Annotated in this window: 15 protein-coding genes and 1 tRNA gene; 9 read left to right on the top strand and 7 right to left on the bottom strand. The window is 64.0% G+C overall.

Annotated elements, in window-relative coordinates; genetic code table 11:
• Window positions 1-2 precede the first annotated feature (2 nt).
• From BGP00_RS22715 to obgE, 3 genes are all read left to right on the top strand, one after another.
• Window positions 3-689: a hypothetical protein gene (locus BGP00_RS22715; protein ID WP_292691750.1), complete on the top strand. Its 687-nt coding sequence runs from the start codon at window positions 3-5 to the stop codon at window positions 687-689.
• A 148-nt stretch (window positions 690-837) separates the two neighbouring features.
• Window positions 838-913 (top strand) — tRNA-Ala (locus tag BGP00_RS22710).
• Window positions 914-1,005: 92 nt separating this feature from the next.
• On the top strand, window positions 1,006-2,082 hold the full coding sequence (obgE, locus tag BGP00_RS22705; RefSeq protein WP_168602269.1) for a GTPase ObgE: 1,077 nt from the start codon (window positions 1,006-1,008) through the stop codon (window positions 2,080-2,082).
• Between the two features lie 36 nt (window positions 2,083-2,118).
• On the opposite strand, the gene BGP00_RS22700 is transcribed toward obgE, so the two are convergent.
• The 7 genes from BGP00_RS22700 to cobA all read right to left on the bottom strand — a co-directional run bounded on the left by BGP00_RS22700 (window position 2,119) and on the right by cobA (window position 8,229).
• On the bottom strand, window positions 2,119-3,045 hold the full coding sequence (locus tag BGP00_RS22700) for an NAD(P)-dependent oxidoreductase (RefSeq protein WP_292691745.1): 927 nt from the start codon (window positions 3,043-3,045) through the stop codon (window positions 2,119-2,121).
• The gene (proB, locus tag BGP00_RS22695) at window positions 3,045-4,178 is read right to left on the bottom strand and encodes a glutamate 5-kinase (protein WP_292691744.1); all 1,134 of its coding nucleotides are present in this window, start codon (window positions 4,176-4,178) and stop codon (window positions 3,045-3,047) included. Before proB ends, BGP00_RS22700 begins: the two co-directional genes overlap by 1 nt.
• 94 nt (window positions 4,179-4,272) lie before the next feature.
• A complete protein-coding gene (locus tag BGP00_RS22690; RefSeq protein ID WP_292691742.1) occupies window positions 4,273-5,061 on the bottom strand; it encodes a phosphoadenylyl-sulfate reductase in 789 nt (262 codons plus the stop codon).
• Between the two features lies 1 nt (window position 5,062).
• Window positions 5,063-5,500, bottom strand: a complete 438-nt coding sequence (locus tag BGP00_RS22685) for a DUF934 domain-containing protein (RefSeq protein WP_292691741.1) — start codon at window positions 5,498-5,500, stop codon at window positions 5,063-5,065.
• Complete coding sequence (locus BGP00_RS22680) at window positions 5,493-7,148, bottom strand: nitrite/sulfite reductase (protein ID WP_292691739.1); 1,656 nt, start codon at window positions 7,146-7,148, stop codon at window positions 5,493-5,495. Before BGP00_RS22680 ends, BGP00_RS22685 begins: the two co-directional genes overlap by 8 nt.
• Window positions 7,148-7,438, bottom strand: a complete 291-nt coding sequence (locus BGP00_RS22675) for a DUF2849 domain-containing protein (protein WP_168602275.1) — start codon at window positions 7,436-7,438, stop codon at window positions 7,148-7,150. The genes BGP00_RS22680 and BGP00_RS22675 overlap by 1 nt, the downstream gene beginning before the upstream one ends.
• A complete protein-coding gene (gene cobA / locus BGP00_RS22670; RefSeq protein ID WP_292691735.1) occupies window positions 7,435-8,229 on the bottom strand; it encodes a uroporphyrinogen-III C-methyltransferase in 795 nt (264 codons plus the stop codon). Before cobA ends, BGP00_RS22675 begins: the two co-directional genes overlap by 4 nt.
• A gap of 339 nt (window positions 8,230-8,568) precedes the next feature.
• On the opposite strand from cobA, the gene BGP00_RS22665 reads away from it, so the two are divergent.
• The 6 genes from BGP00_RS22665 to BGP00_RS22640 all read left to right on the top strand — a co-directional run bounded on the left by BGP00_RS22665 (window position 8,569) and on the right by BGP00_RS22640 (window position 15,350).
• Window positions 8,569-9,657 carry a hybrid sensor histidine kinase/response regulator gene (locus BGP00_RS22665; RefSeq protein ID WP_292691734.1) on the top strand — a complete coding sequence of 363 codons (1,089 nt, stop codon included), beginning with the start codon at window positions 8,569-8,571 and terminating at the stop codon, window positions 9,655-9,657.
• 281 nt (window positions 9,658-9,938) lie between these two features.
• Entirely contained in the window at window positions 9,939-11,051 is a 1,113-nt protein-coding gene (locus tag BGP00_RS22660; RefSeq protein WP_292691732.1) for a PAS domain-containing sensor histidine kinase, read from the top strand.
• Window positions 11,044-11,466 carry a response regulator gene (locus tag BGP00_RS22655; protein WP_292691730.1) on the top strand — a complete coding sequence of 141 codons (423 nt, stop codon included), beginning with the start codon at window positions 11,044-11,046 and terminating at the stop codon, window positions 11,464-11,466. Before BGP00_RS22660 ends, BGP00_RS22655 begins: the two co-directional genes overlap by 8 nt.
• A gap of 12 nt (window positions 11,467-11,478) precedes the next feature.
• Window positions 11,479-13,503, top strand: a complete 2,025-nt coding sequence (locus BGP00_RS22650; protein WP_292691728.1) for a response regulator — start codon at window positions 11,479-11,481, stop codon at window positions 13,501-13,503.
• A gap of 318 nt (window positions 13,504-13,821) precedes the next feature.
• The gene (locus BGP00_RS22645) at window positions 13,822-14,403 is read left to right on the top strand and encodes a TIGR00730 family Rossman fold protein (protein ID WP_168602281.1); all 582 of its coding nucleotides are present in this window, start codon (window positions 13,822-13,824) and stop codon (window positions 14,401-14,403) included.
• Complete coding sequence (locus tag BGP00_RS22640; protein WP_292691725.1) at window positions 14,400-15,350, top strand: phytoene/squalene synthase family protein; 951 nt, start codon at window positions 14,400-14,402, stop codon at window positions 15,348-15,350. The genes BGP00_RS22645 and BGP00_RS22640 overlap by 4 nt, the downstream gene beginning before the upstream one ends.
• Window positions 15,351-15,410 lie beyond the last annotated feature (60 nt).

Raw genomic sequence — 15,410 nt, 5'->3', positions numbered from 1 at the left:
AGGTGAATCGTATCCGGTTGGCATTGATGGGTTTGGGTCTGGCCGTTCTTGGCGCCTGCGCGGCGCCGCCCCCGCCTCCTCCTCCGCCCCCGCCGCCCCCGCCGCCGCCCAAGGTGGTGGTGATCCCGCCCCGGCCGCGCGCGCCTTTGGGGGCTGCCGGCAATGTGGCGATTCCCACGCGCGGGCCTGATGGTGTGCGCCACACGATTCTGGTCGATTCGGTCGACGCGCAATTGGTGTGGAATTTGCGCGCGGCCTATAATGTCGCCGCGCTCAACTGCAACGGTCCGGCCTATGGCGAGATCGTCGACAATTACCGCGCTTTCCTCAAGAGCCACGCCAAGCCGCTGGCCCGCGCCAATGCGGGCGTGGATGCCACGTTCAAGGCGAAATACGGGGCCAAGGATTATATCCGCACCCGCGAAACCTATATGACGCAGGTCTACAATTACTTCGCCTATCCGCCCACGCTGACCCATTTCTGCGATGCGGCGCTGGTGATGAGCCGCGAGAGCGCGAGCGTGAAGCCTGCCGATCTGCCCGATTTCTCCAAGCGCAGCTTTGCCGCCTTTGCGCAGGTCTATGAGGACTTCTACCGCGCCTATGAGGCCTATCGCGTCGAACTGGCCGATTGGGAGGCCAAATATGGCACCCCCGGCGCCGCGCCCCAACGCGCGGGGACCCAGTAAGGCAGGTGAGGGAAGGGCAATGTCGCGGGGTTGGCCGCAGGCCGGGGAAAATTTCATCGGGCGCGAAATTTCCCCTTCCCACCCCGCGATCCATTCGCTAAGGGGTCGCCTCCCAAGGGGAATTTCTCCGAAGGATTTGCACTGGAACGGGGCCGTAGCTCAGCTGGGAGAGCGCGTCGTTCGCAATGACGAGGTCAGGGGTTCGATCCCCCTCGGCTCCACCAGATGCACAGCAAAAAGCGATTGGGCCGTCGGCACGATGCCAGACGGCCCTTTTCGCATTGATATTTGATGTTTTTACGCCGGAACCCTGCCCATGCATTTTCTCGACCAGGCCAAGATCTTCGTCCGCTCAGGCAGCGGTGGTGGCGGTGCGGTCAGCTTTCGCCGCGAAAAGTATGAGGAATATGGCGGCCCCAACGGCGGCAACGGCGGCAAGGGCGGCGACATCATTTTCGAGGCGGTGCCCGGCCTCAACACGCTGATCGACTTTCGCTATACCCAGCACTTCAAGGCCCAGCGCGGCGGCGGCGGTGCGGGCAGCAACCGCACCGGCGCGGGCGGCGAGGATATGGTCATCAAGGTGCCGGTGGGCACGCAGATCCTTGACGACGACCGCGAAACGGTGCTGCTGGACATGACCTATGCGGGCCAGCGCGAGGTGTTTCTGCGCGGCGGCGATGGCGGGCGGGGCAATGCCTCGTACAAGTCCTCGACCAACCGCGCCCCGCGTCAGCATGGTCCGGGCTGGCCGGGCGAGGAAATGTACGTCTGGCTGCGTTTGAAGCTGCTGGCCGATGTCGGCCTGCTGGGCCTGCCCAATGCGGGCAAATCGACCTTTATCAATCAGGTGTCGAACACCAAGGCCAAGGTCGGCGCCTATGCCTTCACCACCTTGCGCCCCCAATTGGGCGTGGTGCGGCACAAGAACCGTGAATTCGTGCTGGCCGACATTCCCGGCCTGATCGCGGGCGCGGCCGAGGGCGCGGGGATCGGCGACCGTTTTCTGGGCCATATCGAGCGCTGCCGCGTGCTGATCCATCTGATCGACATTGCCGGGGTGGACAAGGACGGCAAGCCGGTCGAGCCGGTCGAGGCGATGCAGATCGTCGAGGGCGAGCTTGAAGCCTATGGTGCGGGTCTCGACGAGAAGGCGCGTCTGGTCGTGCTGAACAAGATCGATCAGGCCGATGACGAACTGGTGGCCGCCTATCGCAAGGAATTGCTCGAAGCCGGGGCGGATGAGGTTTTCGCGATGTCCGGCCTGACCGGGGCGGGGATCGACAGGCTGCTCGATGCGGTCATCGGCTATCTGCCCGCCGCTACGATCACCGAGCGCCCCGTGGGCGAGCAGGAAGAGGCCGACGAAAAGCCTTGGTCGCCTTTGGGTTAAACGTCGCCGCTGGGTTAAATGCCGAACGGCTGGCCGTTAAAGCCAGCCTTCGCGGCGATACCATTCCGCCGTGCCCGTCAGGCCCCCGCGCGTTTCGATCAGCGGACGCCACAGATCGGCGGGCGGCGCGGCCTCGGGGCTGACCACCCAGTCGGGATGGGTCATATAGCCCATGCGGTCGGGCGTCAGCTTGGCCCGGCTCCCGCGCAGCATACCGTCGATCCGCGCGCCCAGCCGCAGAAAGCCGGGCTTCAGCGAAATCACCCATGGTCGTTTGCCCAGCGCGGCGCCGATCGCGCGGGCCATGTCGATATGGCTCCACCCGCCGGGCACGCCGTCGTCCGGCTCGAACGTATGGCCATTGACCGCCGTGCCGCCCGGAATCAGCACCAGCAGCAGGCGTGCCAGATCCTCGACGTGGATCATGCTGGCCCGGCCCCCGGCGGGGACAGGCACCACGCCCCATTTGGCCGCGCGGAACAGTTCGAACATTTCCGCATCGCGCGGGCCATAGACAGCGGGCGGGCGGATGATCGTCCAGTCGAGCCCGCTGGCCTTGACCAGCATTTCGGCCCGCGCCTTGCTGGCGCCATAGGCCGAGAGATCAGGCTCGCGCGCCGAAAGCGAGGAGACGAAGATGAAGCGGGGCACGCCGGCGGCGCGCGCGGCCTCGATCATGTTCATCGTGCCCAGCACATTGGCGCGCTCGAATTCCTCCGGATCGGCGGCGTTGACCAGGCCCGCGACATGGATCACCGCCTCGGTCCCGCGCACCAGATCGTCCAGCGCCCCGCGGGTGGACAGATCGCCCGCCACCCATGCCACATGGTCCTGCGGCGCCTGTGCGCGGCGGGCCAGCGCCTGAACCGCAATCCCGCGCGAACGGGCCAGTTCCAGCACCATTTGCCCCACAAAACCCGTGCCCCCGGTCAGCGCGACCAGCGGGCGATCCTTGCGCACCATCAGACCATCACCAACTGATCGCGGTGGACCACGGCGGGGCGGGGGGCATAGCCCAGGATTTCGGCATGATCGGCCGACTGGCGGCCCATCAGCATCGCGCATTCGGCGGCGTCATATTCGGCCAGACCATGCGCCAGAACCGCGCCCGCATCATCGCGGATGGCCACCGCATCGCCGCGCGAAAAGGCGCCCTCGACCGCGACGATCCCGGCGGCCAGCAGGCTGGCCCCGCCGCGCAGGGCCTTGACCGCGCCCGCATCCACGGTCAGCGAGCCTTTGAGCCGCAGCCGCCCGCCCAGCCATGCCTTGCGCGCAGGTTTGCGTGAGCGGGGGAGGAAGAGCGTGCCCACGCCCTGCTCCATGATCCGGCGCAGCGGGCTTTCCACCGTGCCATTGCCGATGACCAGCGCGATGCCCGCCATTTCGGCGATTTCCACCGCCTGCAATTTCGAGATCATGCCGCCCGAGCCCATGCCGCTTCCCGAAACGGGGCTGGCCATGGCGCGAATTTCCGGGGTGATGCCTTTGACCAGCGGCAGCAATTGCGCCCCCGGCTCCTTGGGGTGGCGGTCATAGAGGCCGTCAATGTCGGAGAGCAGCAGCACCGCATCGGCGCGCGCGGCCTGCGCCACGCGGGCGGCCAGGCGGTCATTGTCGCCAAAGCGGATTTCCTGTGTGGCGACCGAATCGTTTTCGTTGATGACCGGCACCGCGCCCGCATCGAGCAGGCGCGTCAGCGTGGCCGTGGCGTTCAGATAGCGACGGCGATCCTCCAGATCTTCCAGCGTGAGCAGCAATTGCGCCGCCGTCAGACCATGCGCGCCCAAGAGTTCAGCCCACAGGCCCGACAGCGCGATCTGGCCCACGGCGGCGGCGGCCTGCGCATCGGCCAGCGACCCGCGCCCGCCCTTTTCCAGCCCGAGCCGCCGCGCCCCCAGCGCAATCGCGCCCGAGGAGACGACAATCACATCCTGACCGCGCGCCTTGGCCGCCGCGATTTCCGACACCAGCGCGGTCAGCCATTCGCGCCGCGCGCCTGCATTATCAACCAGCAGCGACGAGCCCACCTTGAGCACAAGGCGAGGGGTCAGAGTGGGATCGGCAAGGTCGGAGAGCTGGGCTATTAAAGACATGGCGCCAGCGGATAGGGCAAAGCGGGCGGGGGAACAAGGCCCCGCCGCCCGCGATTCGCCTTGTCAAAAGGCCGGGTCGTGGCCCGGCGGGCGGTTAAAACGCCGGTTCATACCCCGGAGGCAGGTCGCTGATATTGCTGGCCGCGCCTTCGACATGGATGCCGCATTCGGTCTTGTCCCAACCGCGCCAGCGGCCCGAGCGCGGGTCTTCGCCCGGCGCGACCTTGCTGGTGCAGGGCATGCAGCCGATGGAGGGATAACCCTGCGCCACCAGCGGATGGCGGGGCAGGTCATGCTCGTCCATATAGGCGGCCAGACGGCTTGCGTTCCAGTCGATCAGCGGGTTGATCTTGAGCCGCCCGGCCGCATCGGTCGTGTCCAGTTCAAAGATCGGCAGGCCCGCGCGGGTTTCGGCCTGAAACCCTTTGCGGCCCGTCACCGAGGCGTCATACCCGGCCAAAGCCTTGGCCAGCGGGATCACCTTGCGGATTTCGCAGCAGCCGTCCGGGTCATAGGACCAGCGCAGGCCCGCATCATCCTTCTTGGCCAGCACCTCGGCATCCGGCGTCAGGTTGATGACGCCCGTCAGCCCCAGATGCGCGATCAGCGTGTCGCGATAGGCCAGCGTTTCGGGGAAATGCTTGCCCGTTTCGAGGAACAGCACCGGGGCATCGGGCGCGATGCCCGACACCAGATGGAGCAGCACCGCGCTTTCCGCGCCAAAGCTGGAAACCAGCGCGACGCGGCCCGCCACGCCCTCGACCAGCACCGCACGCAGCACATCCGCCGTGCTGGCATCGGCATAGCGAGCGTTGAGCGCGGCAACGTCTTCAGCAGTGAAGGCCGCCGAAGTGTCGATGCGGTCGATGGGGCGGGCGGCCATGTTACAGACCGTGCCTCAAGGCCCAGATCGGCTTGCGGCCATCGACCACGGTGGCCTGATAGACCTGCGGCCAGGTCTTGAGCGCGGTATCGGCCTGCGCCAGATCGAGAGGCTGGTTGGGCGCGATGGCGTCAAAGCCGCAGCGGTGCAGGTGGCTGAGCATATCGACGCCAATGTCGCCGCTGGCGCGCAATTCGCCGGTATAGCCCGCCTCGCGCAGGATGCGGGCCGAGGAGAAGCCGCGCCCGTCGGTGAAGGCGGGGAAGGTGACCTCGACCAGCGCGAGGCGACCCAGATGGGGCAGGAGCGCGCGCGCATCCTCACCCGGCTCGATCACCACGGCGGTGGCATTGGTATCTTCGGCAAAGGCCGAGAGCGCGACGGTGGGGGCGCTGACGGCCTCTTCACCTTCGCGGAACAGGAACTGGACGTCAGCCATAGATCGCTTCCTTGAACGGGTTCATGCCGATGCGGCGATAGGTGTCGAGGAAGCGTTCCTCGCCTTCCTTGTTGGCCAGATAGACCTGCGTGGCCTTTTCGACCGCGCCCACGATGCCGTCTTCGTCAAAGCCGGGGCCGACGATCTTGCCCAACGAGGTGTCCGCGCCTTCGCAGCCGCCGAGCAGGAGCTGGTAATTTTCCAGACCCTTGCGGTCGACGCCCAGAATGCCGATGTGGCCCGCGTGGTGATGGCCGCAGGCGTTGATGCAGCCCGAGATCTTCAGCTTGAGCTCACCGATTTCCTCGGCCTTGTCGGCCATGCGTTCGGCGATCTTCTGCGCGACGGGGATCGAGCGAGCATTGGCCAGCGTGCAATAATCAAGGCCGGGGCAGGCGATGATATCGGTGATCTTGTCGAGGTTGGCTTCGGCCAGCTCGGCCGCGACCAGCTTTTCCCAGACCGTGAACAGATCGGCCTTGCGCACATGGGGCAGGACGATGTTCTGGGTGTGGGTCACGCGCAGCTCGTCAAAGCTGTAGGTCTTGGCCAGATCGGCCATGATGCGGATCTGTTCGCCCGTGGCGTCGCCCGGAATGCCGGCCTGCTTGCTGCCGTCGGCCAGAGTCTTCACCGGCTTGAGGCTGATGTTGACGATGGCATAGCCCGGCGTCTTGTGCGCGGCGGTGTTGTTCTTGACCCACGCGGCAAAAGCCGGGTTCGACAGGTCGAGATCATCCGACAGGCCCGCTTCATAGGCCGGATCGGCAAAGAAGGTCTTGATCCGCTCCAGCTCGGCCAGCGGCGGCTCGATGGCCAGCGTCTGCAGATGGGCGAATTCTTCCTCGACCTGACGGCGATATTCCTCGACGCCCAGTTCATGGACGAGGATCTTGATCCGCGCCTTGTACTTGTTGTCGCGGCGGCCATAGCGGTTGTAAACGCGCAGGCAGGCCTCGGAATAGGTGATCAGCTCGTCAAGCGGCACGAAGGCCTTGACCAGCGGCGCGATGAAGGGGGTGCGGCCCATGCCGCCGCCAACATAGAAAGCGGCGCCGATTTCGCCCGCTTCGTTCTTCACGATCTGGATGCCGATGTCGTGCAGGCGCATGGCCGCGCGGTCGGTGTCCGAGGCAATCACGCAGATCTTGAACTTGCGCGGCAAGGCCAGAAATTCCGGGTGGAAGCTCGACCACTGACGCAGCAGTTCGGCATAGGGGCGCGGGTCGATCAGTTCATCGGCGGTGGCGCCCGCATACTGGTCGGCCGAGATATTGCGGATGCAATTGCCCGAGGTCTGGATCGCGTGCATTTCCACGCTGGCCAGATCGGCCAGAATGTCGGGCGTATCTTCCAGCTTGATCCAGTTGTACTGGATGTTCTGGCGCGTGGTGAAGTGGCCGTAGCCGCGGTCATACTTGTCCGCAATATCGCCCAGCATCTTCATCTGTGCGCCCGAGAGCGTGCCATAGGGCACGGCCACGCGCAGCATATAGGCGTGAAGCTGGAGATAGAGGCCGTTCTGCAGGCGCAGTGGGCGGAACTTTTCCTCGCTCAGCGTGCCTTCGATGCGGCGGCGGGTCTGGTCGCGGAATTCAGCGACGCGGGCATCCACCATCGCCTGATCATAATGGTCGTAAAGATACATCAGAGCACCTTGTCGGGGGTCGCGGTGGGATCGAGGCTCAAATCAAGGCGGACCGTGGGGCCCAATGCGCGGATGCGCTCCTTGATGTGAGCGGGACGGATGCCATCGGCGGTCTGTTCCGCCTCGATGACATAGGCGCCATTGACGCGGCGGGCGGCTTCCTCGGCGGCGATCACGGCGGCGGCTTCATCGCCCATATCCACCGCATCATTGACATGGAGCGACCATGCCGCCCCATTCCACCAGGTCACCGCCCCGGATTTCAGGTCATTGCCCGTGATAATCTTCACTTTATTGCCTCCAGCGCCACGCAGGCTATTTCGGACGGGGCGCGCGCGGTCACGGCGCCGATGATGATAAGGGCAGGGCTTTGCACCCTCTCGCGCTCCACCAGATCGGCCAGAGCCGCCAGCGGGGAACGCAGCACGCGCATATCGGGCCGCGTGGCATTTTCAACCACCGCCAGCGGGGTTTCCGGGGAAAGCCCGTCAGCGATCAGTTTTTCGGCAATCTGCGCCGCCGTCGCCAGCCCCATATAGATGACCAGCGTGCGGCCGACCCCGGCAAGGCCTGCCCAGTTCTGGTCGGTCAATCCCTTGCACTGGCCCGAGACAAAGCTGACCACGCTGGCCGCGTCGCGGTGGGTGAGGGGGAGGAGCGCCGCCGCACCCGCGCCCACGGCCGCCGAAATGCCGGGCACGACCTCGACCGCAACGCCCGCCGCGATGCAGGCTTCGGCCTCTTCGCCGCCGCGCCCGAAAATGAACGGATCACCGCCCTTCAGGCGCAGCACTTCACTGCCCGCCAGCGCCTCGCGCACCAGCAGGGCGTTGATCTCGTCCTGGGGCATCGAATGGCGGCTGCGGCGCTTGGCCACGCTGATGAGGCGGGCACCCGCGGGCGCCATGGCCAGAATGCGCGGATCGACCAGCCCGTCATGCACGATCAACCGCGCGCCCATGATCAGCCGCGCCGCACGCAGTGTCAGCAGGTCCGGATCGCCCGGTCCGGCGCCGACCAGCCAAACTTTGCCCGCAGAGGCATGAAGGCCGGGCGCGCCCGAGGAGGTGGTTTCATTCATGGTCGCCCCCATGGGCCGATGCGCGCAAGGTTGAAAGGCAGAATGGCTTTGGCCGGGGGAAGGGAAACTTTTGCCTGCCGATCGGGGCGCCATGGGCCGGTTTGGCTGTGGGCGCGGCGGGCCGCTCTTTCGGTCTTGTCATCGGCACGGTTGGCCCTGCGGGGCAGCGGGGCAAGGTCCGTCTGAAATGGATGCTTTGTTTTGTAGTAACAGATGGTTGGATGAGTGATGCGGTGTTAGTTTTAAAGTGTCAACCACGGAAAATGCGTAATCAGCCCAATGAGAAGAATTAACGATGAGCCAATAGAAATGGTTAAAAATGATGGGGCGGAGGCGGATTTGAAGCATCACCTTATTCTGGTCGTGGATGACGATGTGCTGTCGCAGGGGCTGGTCTGCGGGATCATCGCGGCGGCCAAGCCCAATTCTCGCAGCATTGTGGCGGCCAATGGGCAGGAGGCGCTGGAAATTTGCCGCGAACAGGAAGTCGACTGTGTGCTGGTCGATTATGAAATGCCCGATATGGACGGGCTGACGCTGGTGCGCCTGCTGCGTGAACAATATCCGTTTCTGCCGATCATCCTGTGCACCGGGGCGGGCGATGAATTGCTGGCCGCCGAAACGCTGAAAAGCGGGGCCACCGACTATTTCCCGAAAAACCGCATGTCGCCCGTGGCGCTGCGCCGCGCGATCAACAATGCGATCGATATTAATGTGCGGATGAAAACCATCCACGATCAGCAGGTTGATATAGAAGCCTTCGGCTTTGCGCTGGCCCATGATTTCAAACAGCCGGTGCGCCAGATCATCACCTTTTCCGATATGATCGCGCAGGAGACCAAGAGGCTGAAGGGCGAGCGTCTGCCCCAGATGCTCAAATTCATGAGCGATGCCGCGCGGCGGCTCGATTCGCTGGTCGATGTGATGGTGCAATATACTTTGCTGCAGCAGACGCCCGAATTGAAGCTGTGCGTTTTTTCCGCCATTTTGAAGGAAACGATTGCGTCTCTTCAGGACTATATCACCGCAAGAAACGCCAAAGTGAATTTTACCGGCGATGCGCTGGTCCTGGTTAATGCCTCCTTTTTGTCACAAGTTCTGCAGAACCTGATTATCAACGGTATCAAGTATAACAAAAGCGAGCAGCCCGTGATCGATGTGTCGGTCACGCAGAATGGCGAGATTGCCGTGGTCAATATAACCGACAATGGCATCGGCATTGAGAAGCAATATCTCGAACATGTCTTCAAGCCGCTGACGCGTCTGCATAATCGCAGCGAATACGAAGGTTCGGGGCTGGGGCTGACGCTGGCGCGCAAGGCGGTGGTGGCGATGCGCGGCGATATCCGGTGCGAATCCACGCCCGGCGTGGGCAGCACGTTTTCATTGCGATTGAAAACGGCGTCGGCTCAGGACGCGGCGGCATGAAAATGATAAATGAGCCATAGTGGATTATTGTCCCGTGACTTTGGGTTAATCCATGGTTTGACGGCAATACTTATCAGACTTTAAGACAAATTCCATGGTGACTGTCGAAAGTGTGATGGAATGAGGAGGGTTCAACTGGGACGGAGGACGACAAAAGCGAATTGATCGAAGGAAGATTTCGATATGCATAATACAATTCATTCGCGGGGTCTGCGCGCGGCCATGTCTGCCGTCCTTTCCCTGCGCACCGCGGCGCACCGGGCGCGGGAGGCCGCGCGGCCATGATCGAGCAACCCGGCACCATGCCTTTTCAGGCGGCCGACATGAACAGCGCGTTTCGCGCCCTGTTCGATTCCTCGCCCTGCGGTCTGATCCTGCTGAATGAAAAGGGGCGGATCGTTCTTGTGAACCAGCGCCTTCAGGAAATCTTTGATTACAGCGCGGAAGAACTGCTGGGCCAGCCGGTTGAAATCCTGCTGCCCCATCGCGACCGGGCGCAGCATGTCGGCCTGCGCGATGGCTTCATCAAGGCGCCTGCGGTGCGGCCGATGGGGCTGGGGCGCGATCTGTCGGGGCGGCGCAAGGACGGGATGGAAATCCCGGTCGAAATCGCGCTGACCTTCGTCGATCTGCCGCAAGGGCGGATGACCTGCGCGCTGGTGATCGACATCACCCTGCGTAAGCGGGCTGAATTGCGCCTGCGCGAGGCCAATGTGCAGCTTGAGGAATTCACCCATGTGGCCTCGCATGATCTGCGCAGCCCGCTGCGGGGAATCGCCAATCTGATCGAATTCATCGAGGAGGATTATGGCGGTAGCGCCCCGCCCGAAGTGCGCCGCAATCTGGGCCGGATGGCCGAGAGGATCGGCGCGATGGAGCGGCTGATCGACGATCTGCTGACCTATGCCCGCGCCGGACGGCGCACGCTGAAAAACGAGGCGATCGACCTTGCCGCCATCGTGGCTGAGGTGATCGAGTTGGAGGCGCCGGGGCCGGGCGTGCGGATCGAAACCGACATTGAGGTGGAGAATTTCGACGGCGTGCGCGTGCCGATCAGCACGGTTTTGCGCAACCTGCTCTCCAATGCGATCAAGCACCATGATCGGGAAGAGATCAATATTACGATCCGCGCGCGCGCCGAGGGCGACATGTGCGTGATCGATGTGCGCGACGATGGCCCCGGCATCGCCGAGGCGGCACAGGCCCGCGCCTTCCGCCTGTTTCAGACCGTGTCCAGTTCGGGGCGCAACAATTCGGGGTTGGGGCTGGCCGTGGCGAAACGGCTGGTCGAGGCCCATGGGGGCGACATCGAACTGATGAGCGACGATGGCCGGCGCGGATGCCATTTCCGCGTCTATTGGCCACGCTTTGCCCGGAGTGATCGCGATGACTGAGATCGTCAATATTCTGGTGGTCGATGATGATGACATAACGGCCGAAACCGTGCGCCGCTCGCTGAGCAAGGTGGGCGGCCATTTCCATGTGGTCGAAGCCGGCGATGGCCAGGAAGGGCTGGATATATTGCGGGGCCGGTCGGACAAGCGGTTGCATCGGCCCTATATCACGCTGCTCGATCTGAACATGCCGCGGATGAACGGGTTTGAATTTCTCGAGGCGGTGCGCGGCGATCCCACGCTGGCCAGCTCGGTGATCTTTGTCCTTTCCACATCGGATTCCGATGCTGACCGCACCCGCGCGTACAAGGATCAGGTGGCCGGCTATATGCTGAAATCGGCGATCGGCCCGCAAATGGTGCGCCTGACCGCGCTGCTGCATGATTATGCGCAGTCGGTCCGGCTGCCGCTTTGATGGTGGTGCGCGATGACCGAGATCGTCCCCCAATCCATCCTGCTGGTCGATGACGATGATGTCGACCGCGAAGTGTTCATCCGGGCGCTGGACCGGATGGGCATGTTTTCGACGATAGCCGAGGCCAATTGCCTGGATTCGGCGCGCGAACAATTGCGCAAGCACAAGTTCGACTGCGTCCTGCTCGATTATCATCTGGGCGGCGAACTGGGCACTGACCTGGTGCCCGATATCCACGCCCATCGCGAGGAGCCGTGCCCGGTCATTCTGGTGACTTTGCGCGATGCCGAAGAGGTGCTGGCCGATTCGATGCGGCGGGGCGTGTCCGATTATGTGGCCAAGGCCACGGTCAGCCCGGAACGTCTGCGCGAGGTCATCATCAGCGCGATCCGCCGGGCCGAGCTGGAACATGCCACAAGGCTGGCCGATGAGCGGCTGCGTCAGGCCACCGAGGCGCTGCGCGACGAGCATGAGCGATCACTCCAGCGCGCGCTGGACGAGGCGCAGTCGGCCAATCGTGCCAAGAGCATGTTCGTGGCCAATATGAGCCACGAGATCCGCACGCCTTTGAACGCGATCATCGGGCTGAGCTATCTGCTGGAGCGGACGAAGCTGGATCAGCAGCAGGGCGATCTGCTGGGCAAGATCAAGGCGGCAAGCCGGGCTTTGCTGGGCATTGTCAATGATGTGCTGGATATATCCAAGATCGAGGCGAACCAGATCGATCTGGCCATCGCCCCTTTCAGCCTGAACGAGGTGCTGCGCAGCATCGAAGGGCTGGCGCTGGTCCAGATCGGCAGCCGCAAATTGCGCTTTGCTCTGCGGCAGGGGAGCAGCCTGCCCGACATGATCGTGGGCGATGGCGGGCGGCTGCATCAGATCCTGCTCAACCTTGTCACCAATGCGATCAAATTTACCGAGACGGGCGAGGTCAGCCTGAGCGTTTCGGTCAAGAACCGCAATGACGAGATGGCCCATCTGCGCTTTCAGGTCGATGATACCGGCATCGGCATCGAGCCGGAGCATATCGGCCGCCTGTTCCATCCGTTTGAACAGGCCGATGTGTCCACCACGCGGCGCTTCGGCGGAACGGGGCTGGGCCTGTCGATCTCGCGCGATCTGGCCTTGCTGATGGGCGGCCATATCGACGCGGCCAGCGAGCCGGGCAAGGGCAGTCATTTCTGGGTTGATCTGCCCTTTGAACTGGCCTCGGGCGATCTGATCGTGGCCGAGGATCCGGGCGGAGAGGTCGGCGCGCCCCGGCTCAAGGGCGTCCGCGTGCTGATCGTGGATGACAGTGAGATCAATCTGGAAGTGGCCCGCCATGTGCTGGAACTGGAAAGCGCGATCGTCACCACGGCCGAAAACGGCGCGCGGGCGGTGGAAAAGGTGATTGCCGAAAGGGGAGGCTTCGACGTCATCCTGATGGATATTCAAATGCCGGTGATGGATGGCTATGAAGCCTTTCGCCAGATCGAATGGACGCTGGGTTCGGCGCGGCCCGCCGTGGTGGCGCTGACGGCGGGGGCGGCGCATTGCGATGATCGCGACGCCACGCTGGCGCGGATGGACGGGCTGATCACCAAGCCTTTCGACGCCAAGACGCTGATCGAGGTGATCCGGCAAAAGGTGGCCACCGGCCATGCCGAACCCGATATCGCCCGCAACGGCGAGGGCGGAGCACAGGCGGCGGACGAATGGCCGGTCATCGACGGGATCGATGTTGACGATGCCCGCGAAAGGCTGGCGGATAACAAGACGCTGTTTCTCAATTCACTGCAAAGGTTTCTGGACGAAAATGACCAGATCGCGGTGATGGATGAGCCTGCCTCACCGATGATGAAGCGGCTGCACCGGATGAAGGGCAACGCGGGCCTGCTGGGTATGCAACGCATCCGCATCATGGCGCAAAGGGCCGAAACCGCTCTCGGCCGCAACGAAGGGCCGGCGGCAAAGCGGCTGCTGGGCGAATTGGATGCCGAGCTGAAGGCGGTGGCGGCCGGGTTGCATGCCTATCGGTTGAAGCGGGCGGGGTAGAGAGATGCCTCCGGCGGGTTAAGGGCGGGGGCCCTTAACAATCCCGATATTGTCTGCGTAGCGCCATTGGGGCTGCCTTGTGCTGGGGGTATTTGAATATAAAGCCTGCGGCGCCAATCAGTGTGACCTTGCCGCGCCGCAGGCTTTCAACTCATACCGCAGATACATCCATACCAACCACGTGCCACCCCATTAACGGGATTGCAAAGGGACGAGTCCCTTTGCCCGCCGGAGGCATCTCAACCTAACCTTTCCTAAAAAAACCTAGCCCCCCATCAACCGTCTGGCCAATGGCGGAGCATTCGCTAAAGTGGGGGTATGAAACGCATTGCAGTCTATTGTGGCTCTGCCACTCCCGCCGATCCCCGTTACATCGAACTGGCCCAGGAAGTGGGCACCGAGCTGGCAAGGCGCGGGATCGGGCTTGTGTATGGCGGCGGTCGGCTGGGCCTGATGGGCGCGGTGGCCGATGCGGCGATGGCGGCGGGGGGCGAAGTGATCGGGGTGATCCCGGTGGCGCTGGCCCATGTCGAGGTTGAGCATACGGGCCTGACCGAACTGATCACGGTTGAGACGATGCATGAGCGCAAGGCGCAGTTCGAGCGGCTTTCGGACGGTTTCCTGACCCTGCCGGGCGGGGTCGGCACGATGGACGAGCTGTGGGAAGCGGTGAGCTGGGCGCAGCTTGGCTATCACCAGAAGCCGGTGGGCTTGCTCAACGCTTATGGTTTTTACGATGGCTTGCTGGCGTTTAACCGGCACATGGGCGAGGTCGGCTTTATCCGCCCCGCGCATCAGGGCATCATTCTGGCCGAGCGCGAACTGGACCTGTTGCTGGACCGCATGGCCGCGCATGAGCCGGGCGAGCAGATCATCCGCATGGACCCCAAGACGCTGTGAGCCTTGACCGGGGGGCATTGGTGGAGGCCGCGCGCGAGAGCATCGCGCGCGGGTCGAAGAGCTTTGCCGCTGCCTCGAAACTGTTCGATGCGGCCACGCGGGAACGGGTCTGGCTGCTCTATGCCTGGTGCCGGGCTTGCGATGATCTGGCCGACGATCAGGATCATGGCGGGGCGTTGGGAGCGCAGGCCGGCGCGGCCGAGCGATTGGAGCAGATCCGCCGCCTGACCGCGCGGGCGCTGGGTGGGGATGCGACCGGGCATTTCGCTTTTGACGCGCTGGGCGTGGTGGCTGCGGAATGCGGGATCAATGCGGTGCATACCGGCGATGTGATTGCCGGATTTGCGCTGGATGCGGCCGGATGGCGGCCCCGGACCGAGCTGGATATGCTGGGCTATTGCTATCATGTGGCGGGCGCGGTGGGCGTGCTGATGGCGCTGGTGATGGGGGTGGACCCGGAGGATGGCGATACGCTCAACCGGGCCAGCGATCTGGGCATTGCCTTTCAATTGGGCAATATCGCCCGCGACATTGCCGAGGATCATGCGGCGGGGCGGTGTTATCTGCCCGCCGACTGGCTGGCGCAAGCGGGGGTGGATGAGGGCGAGCTGATGGCGCCCCGCAACCGGGAGGCGCTGGCCGCGATGGTCGCGCGCATGTGTGCCACCGCGCAGCTTTATGAGGCCAGTGCGCGGGCGGGGGCGGCGCGTCTGCCTTTTCGCTGCCGCTGGGCGGTGCTGTCGGCAGCGGGGATCTATGGCGCGATTGCCCGCAAGGTGGCTGCGCGCGGCCCGCGCGCATGGGAAAGCCGGGTGTCCACCAGCGGATTCGAGAAATTGCGTTTTCTGGGCGGCGGGCTGATCGGCGCGATGGCGGGGGCGCCGGAACAGGTGCCCTTGGTGCCCTATCGCCGGGGCGAGCTGGCGCAGGCGGTGGCGCGCGTCTAACCGGATTGGCGGGGCTTGGACCTGCAAAAAGCCCCGCCGGTCCAGGCGGGGCTTTCGTAA

Source organism: Novosphingobium sp. 63-713, assembly GCF_001898925.1.
In the GTDB taxonomy this organism is placed as follows: Bacteria; Pseudomonadota; Alphaproteobacteria; order Sphingomonadales; family Sphingomonadaceae; genus Novosphingobium.
Note: the sequence above shows the minus strand (reverse complement) of the source record. Positions and strands in the feature narration are given on the sequence as shown.

Coding starts and splice junctions, on each gene's coding strand:
- obgE (WP_168602269.1), top strand. CDS start 1,006: ATGCATTTTCTCGACCAGGCCAAGATCTTCGTCCGCTCAGGCAGCGGT.
- BGP00_RS22700 (WP_292691745.1), bottom strand. CDS start 3,045: ATGGTGCGCAAGGATCGCCCGCTGGTCGCGCTGACCGGGGGCACGGGT.
- proB (WP_292691744.1), bottom strand. CDS start 4,178: ATGTCTTTAATAGCCCAGCTCTCCGACCTTGCCGATCCCACTCTGACC.
- BGP00_RS22690 (WP_292691742.1), bottom strand. CDS start 5,061: ATGGCCGCCCGCCCCATCGACCGCATCGACACTTCGGCGGCCTTCACT.
- BGP00_RS22685 (WP_292691741.1), bottom strand. CDS start 5,500: ATGGCTGACGTCCAGTTCCTGTTCCGCGAAGGTGAAGAGGCCGTCAGC.
- BGP00_RS22680 (WP_292691739.1), bottom strand. CDS start 7,148: ATGTATCTTTACGACCATTATGATCAGGCGATGGTGGATGCCCGCGTC.
- cobA (WP_292691735.1), bottom strand. CDS start 8,229: ATGAATGAAACCACCTCCTCGGGCGCGCCCGGCCTTCATGCCTCTGCG.
- BGP00_RS22660 (WP_292691732.1), top strand. CDS start 9,939: ATGATCGAGCAACCCGGCACCATGCCTTTTCAGGCGGCCGACATGAAC.
- BGP00_RS22655 (WP_292691730.1), top strand. CDS start 11,044: ATGACTGAGATCGTCAATATTCTGGTGGTCGATGATGATGACATAACG.
- BGP00_RS22650 (WP_292691728.1), top strand. CDS start 11,479: ATGACCGAGATCGTCCCCCAATCCATCCTGCTGGTCGATGACGATGAT.
- BGP00_RS22645 (WP_168602281.1), top strand. CDS start 13,822: ATGAAACGCATTGCAGTCTATTGTGGCTCTGCCACTCCCGCCGATCCC.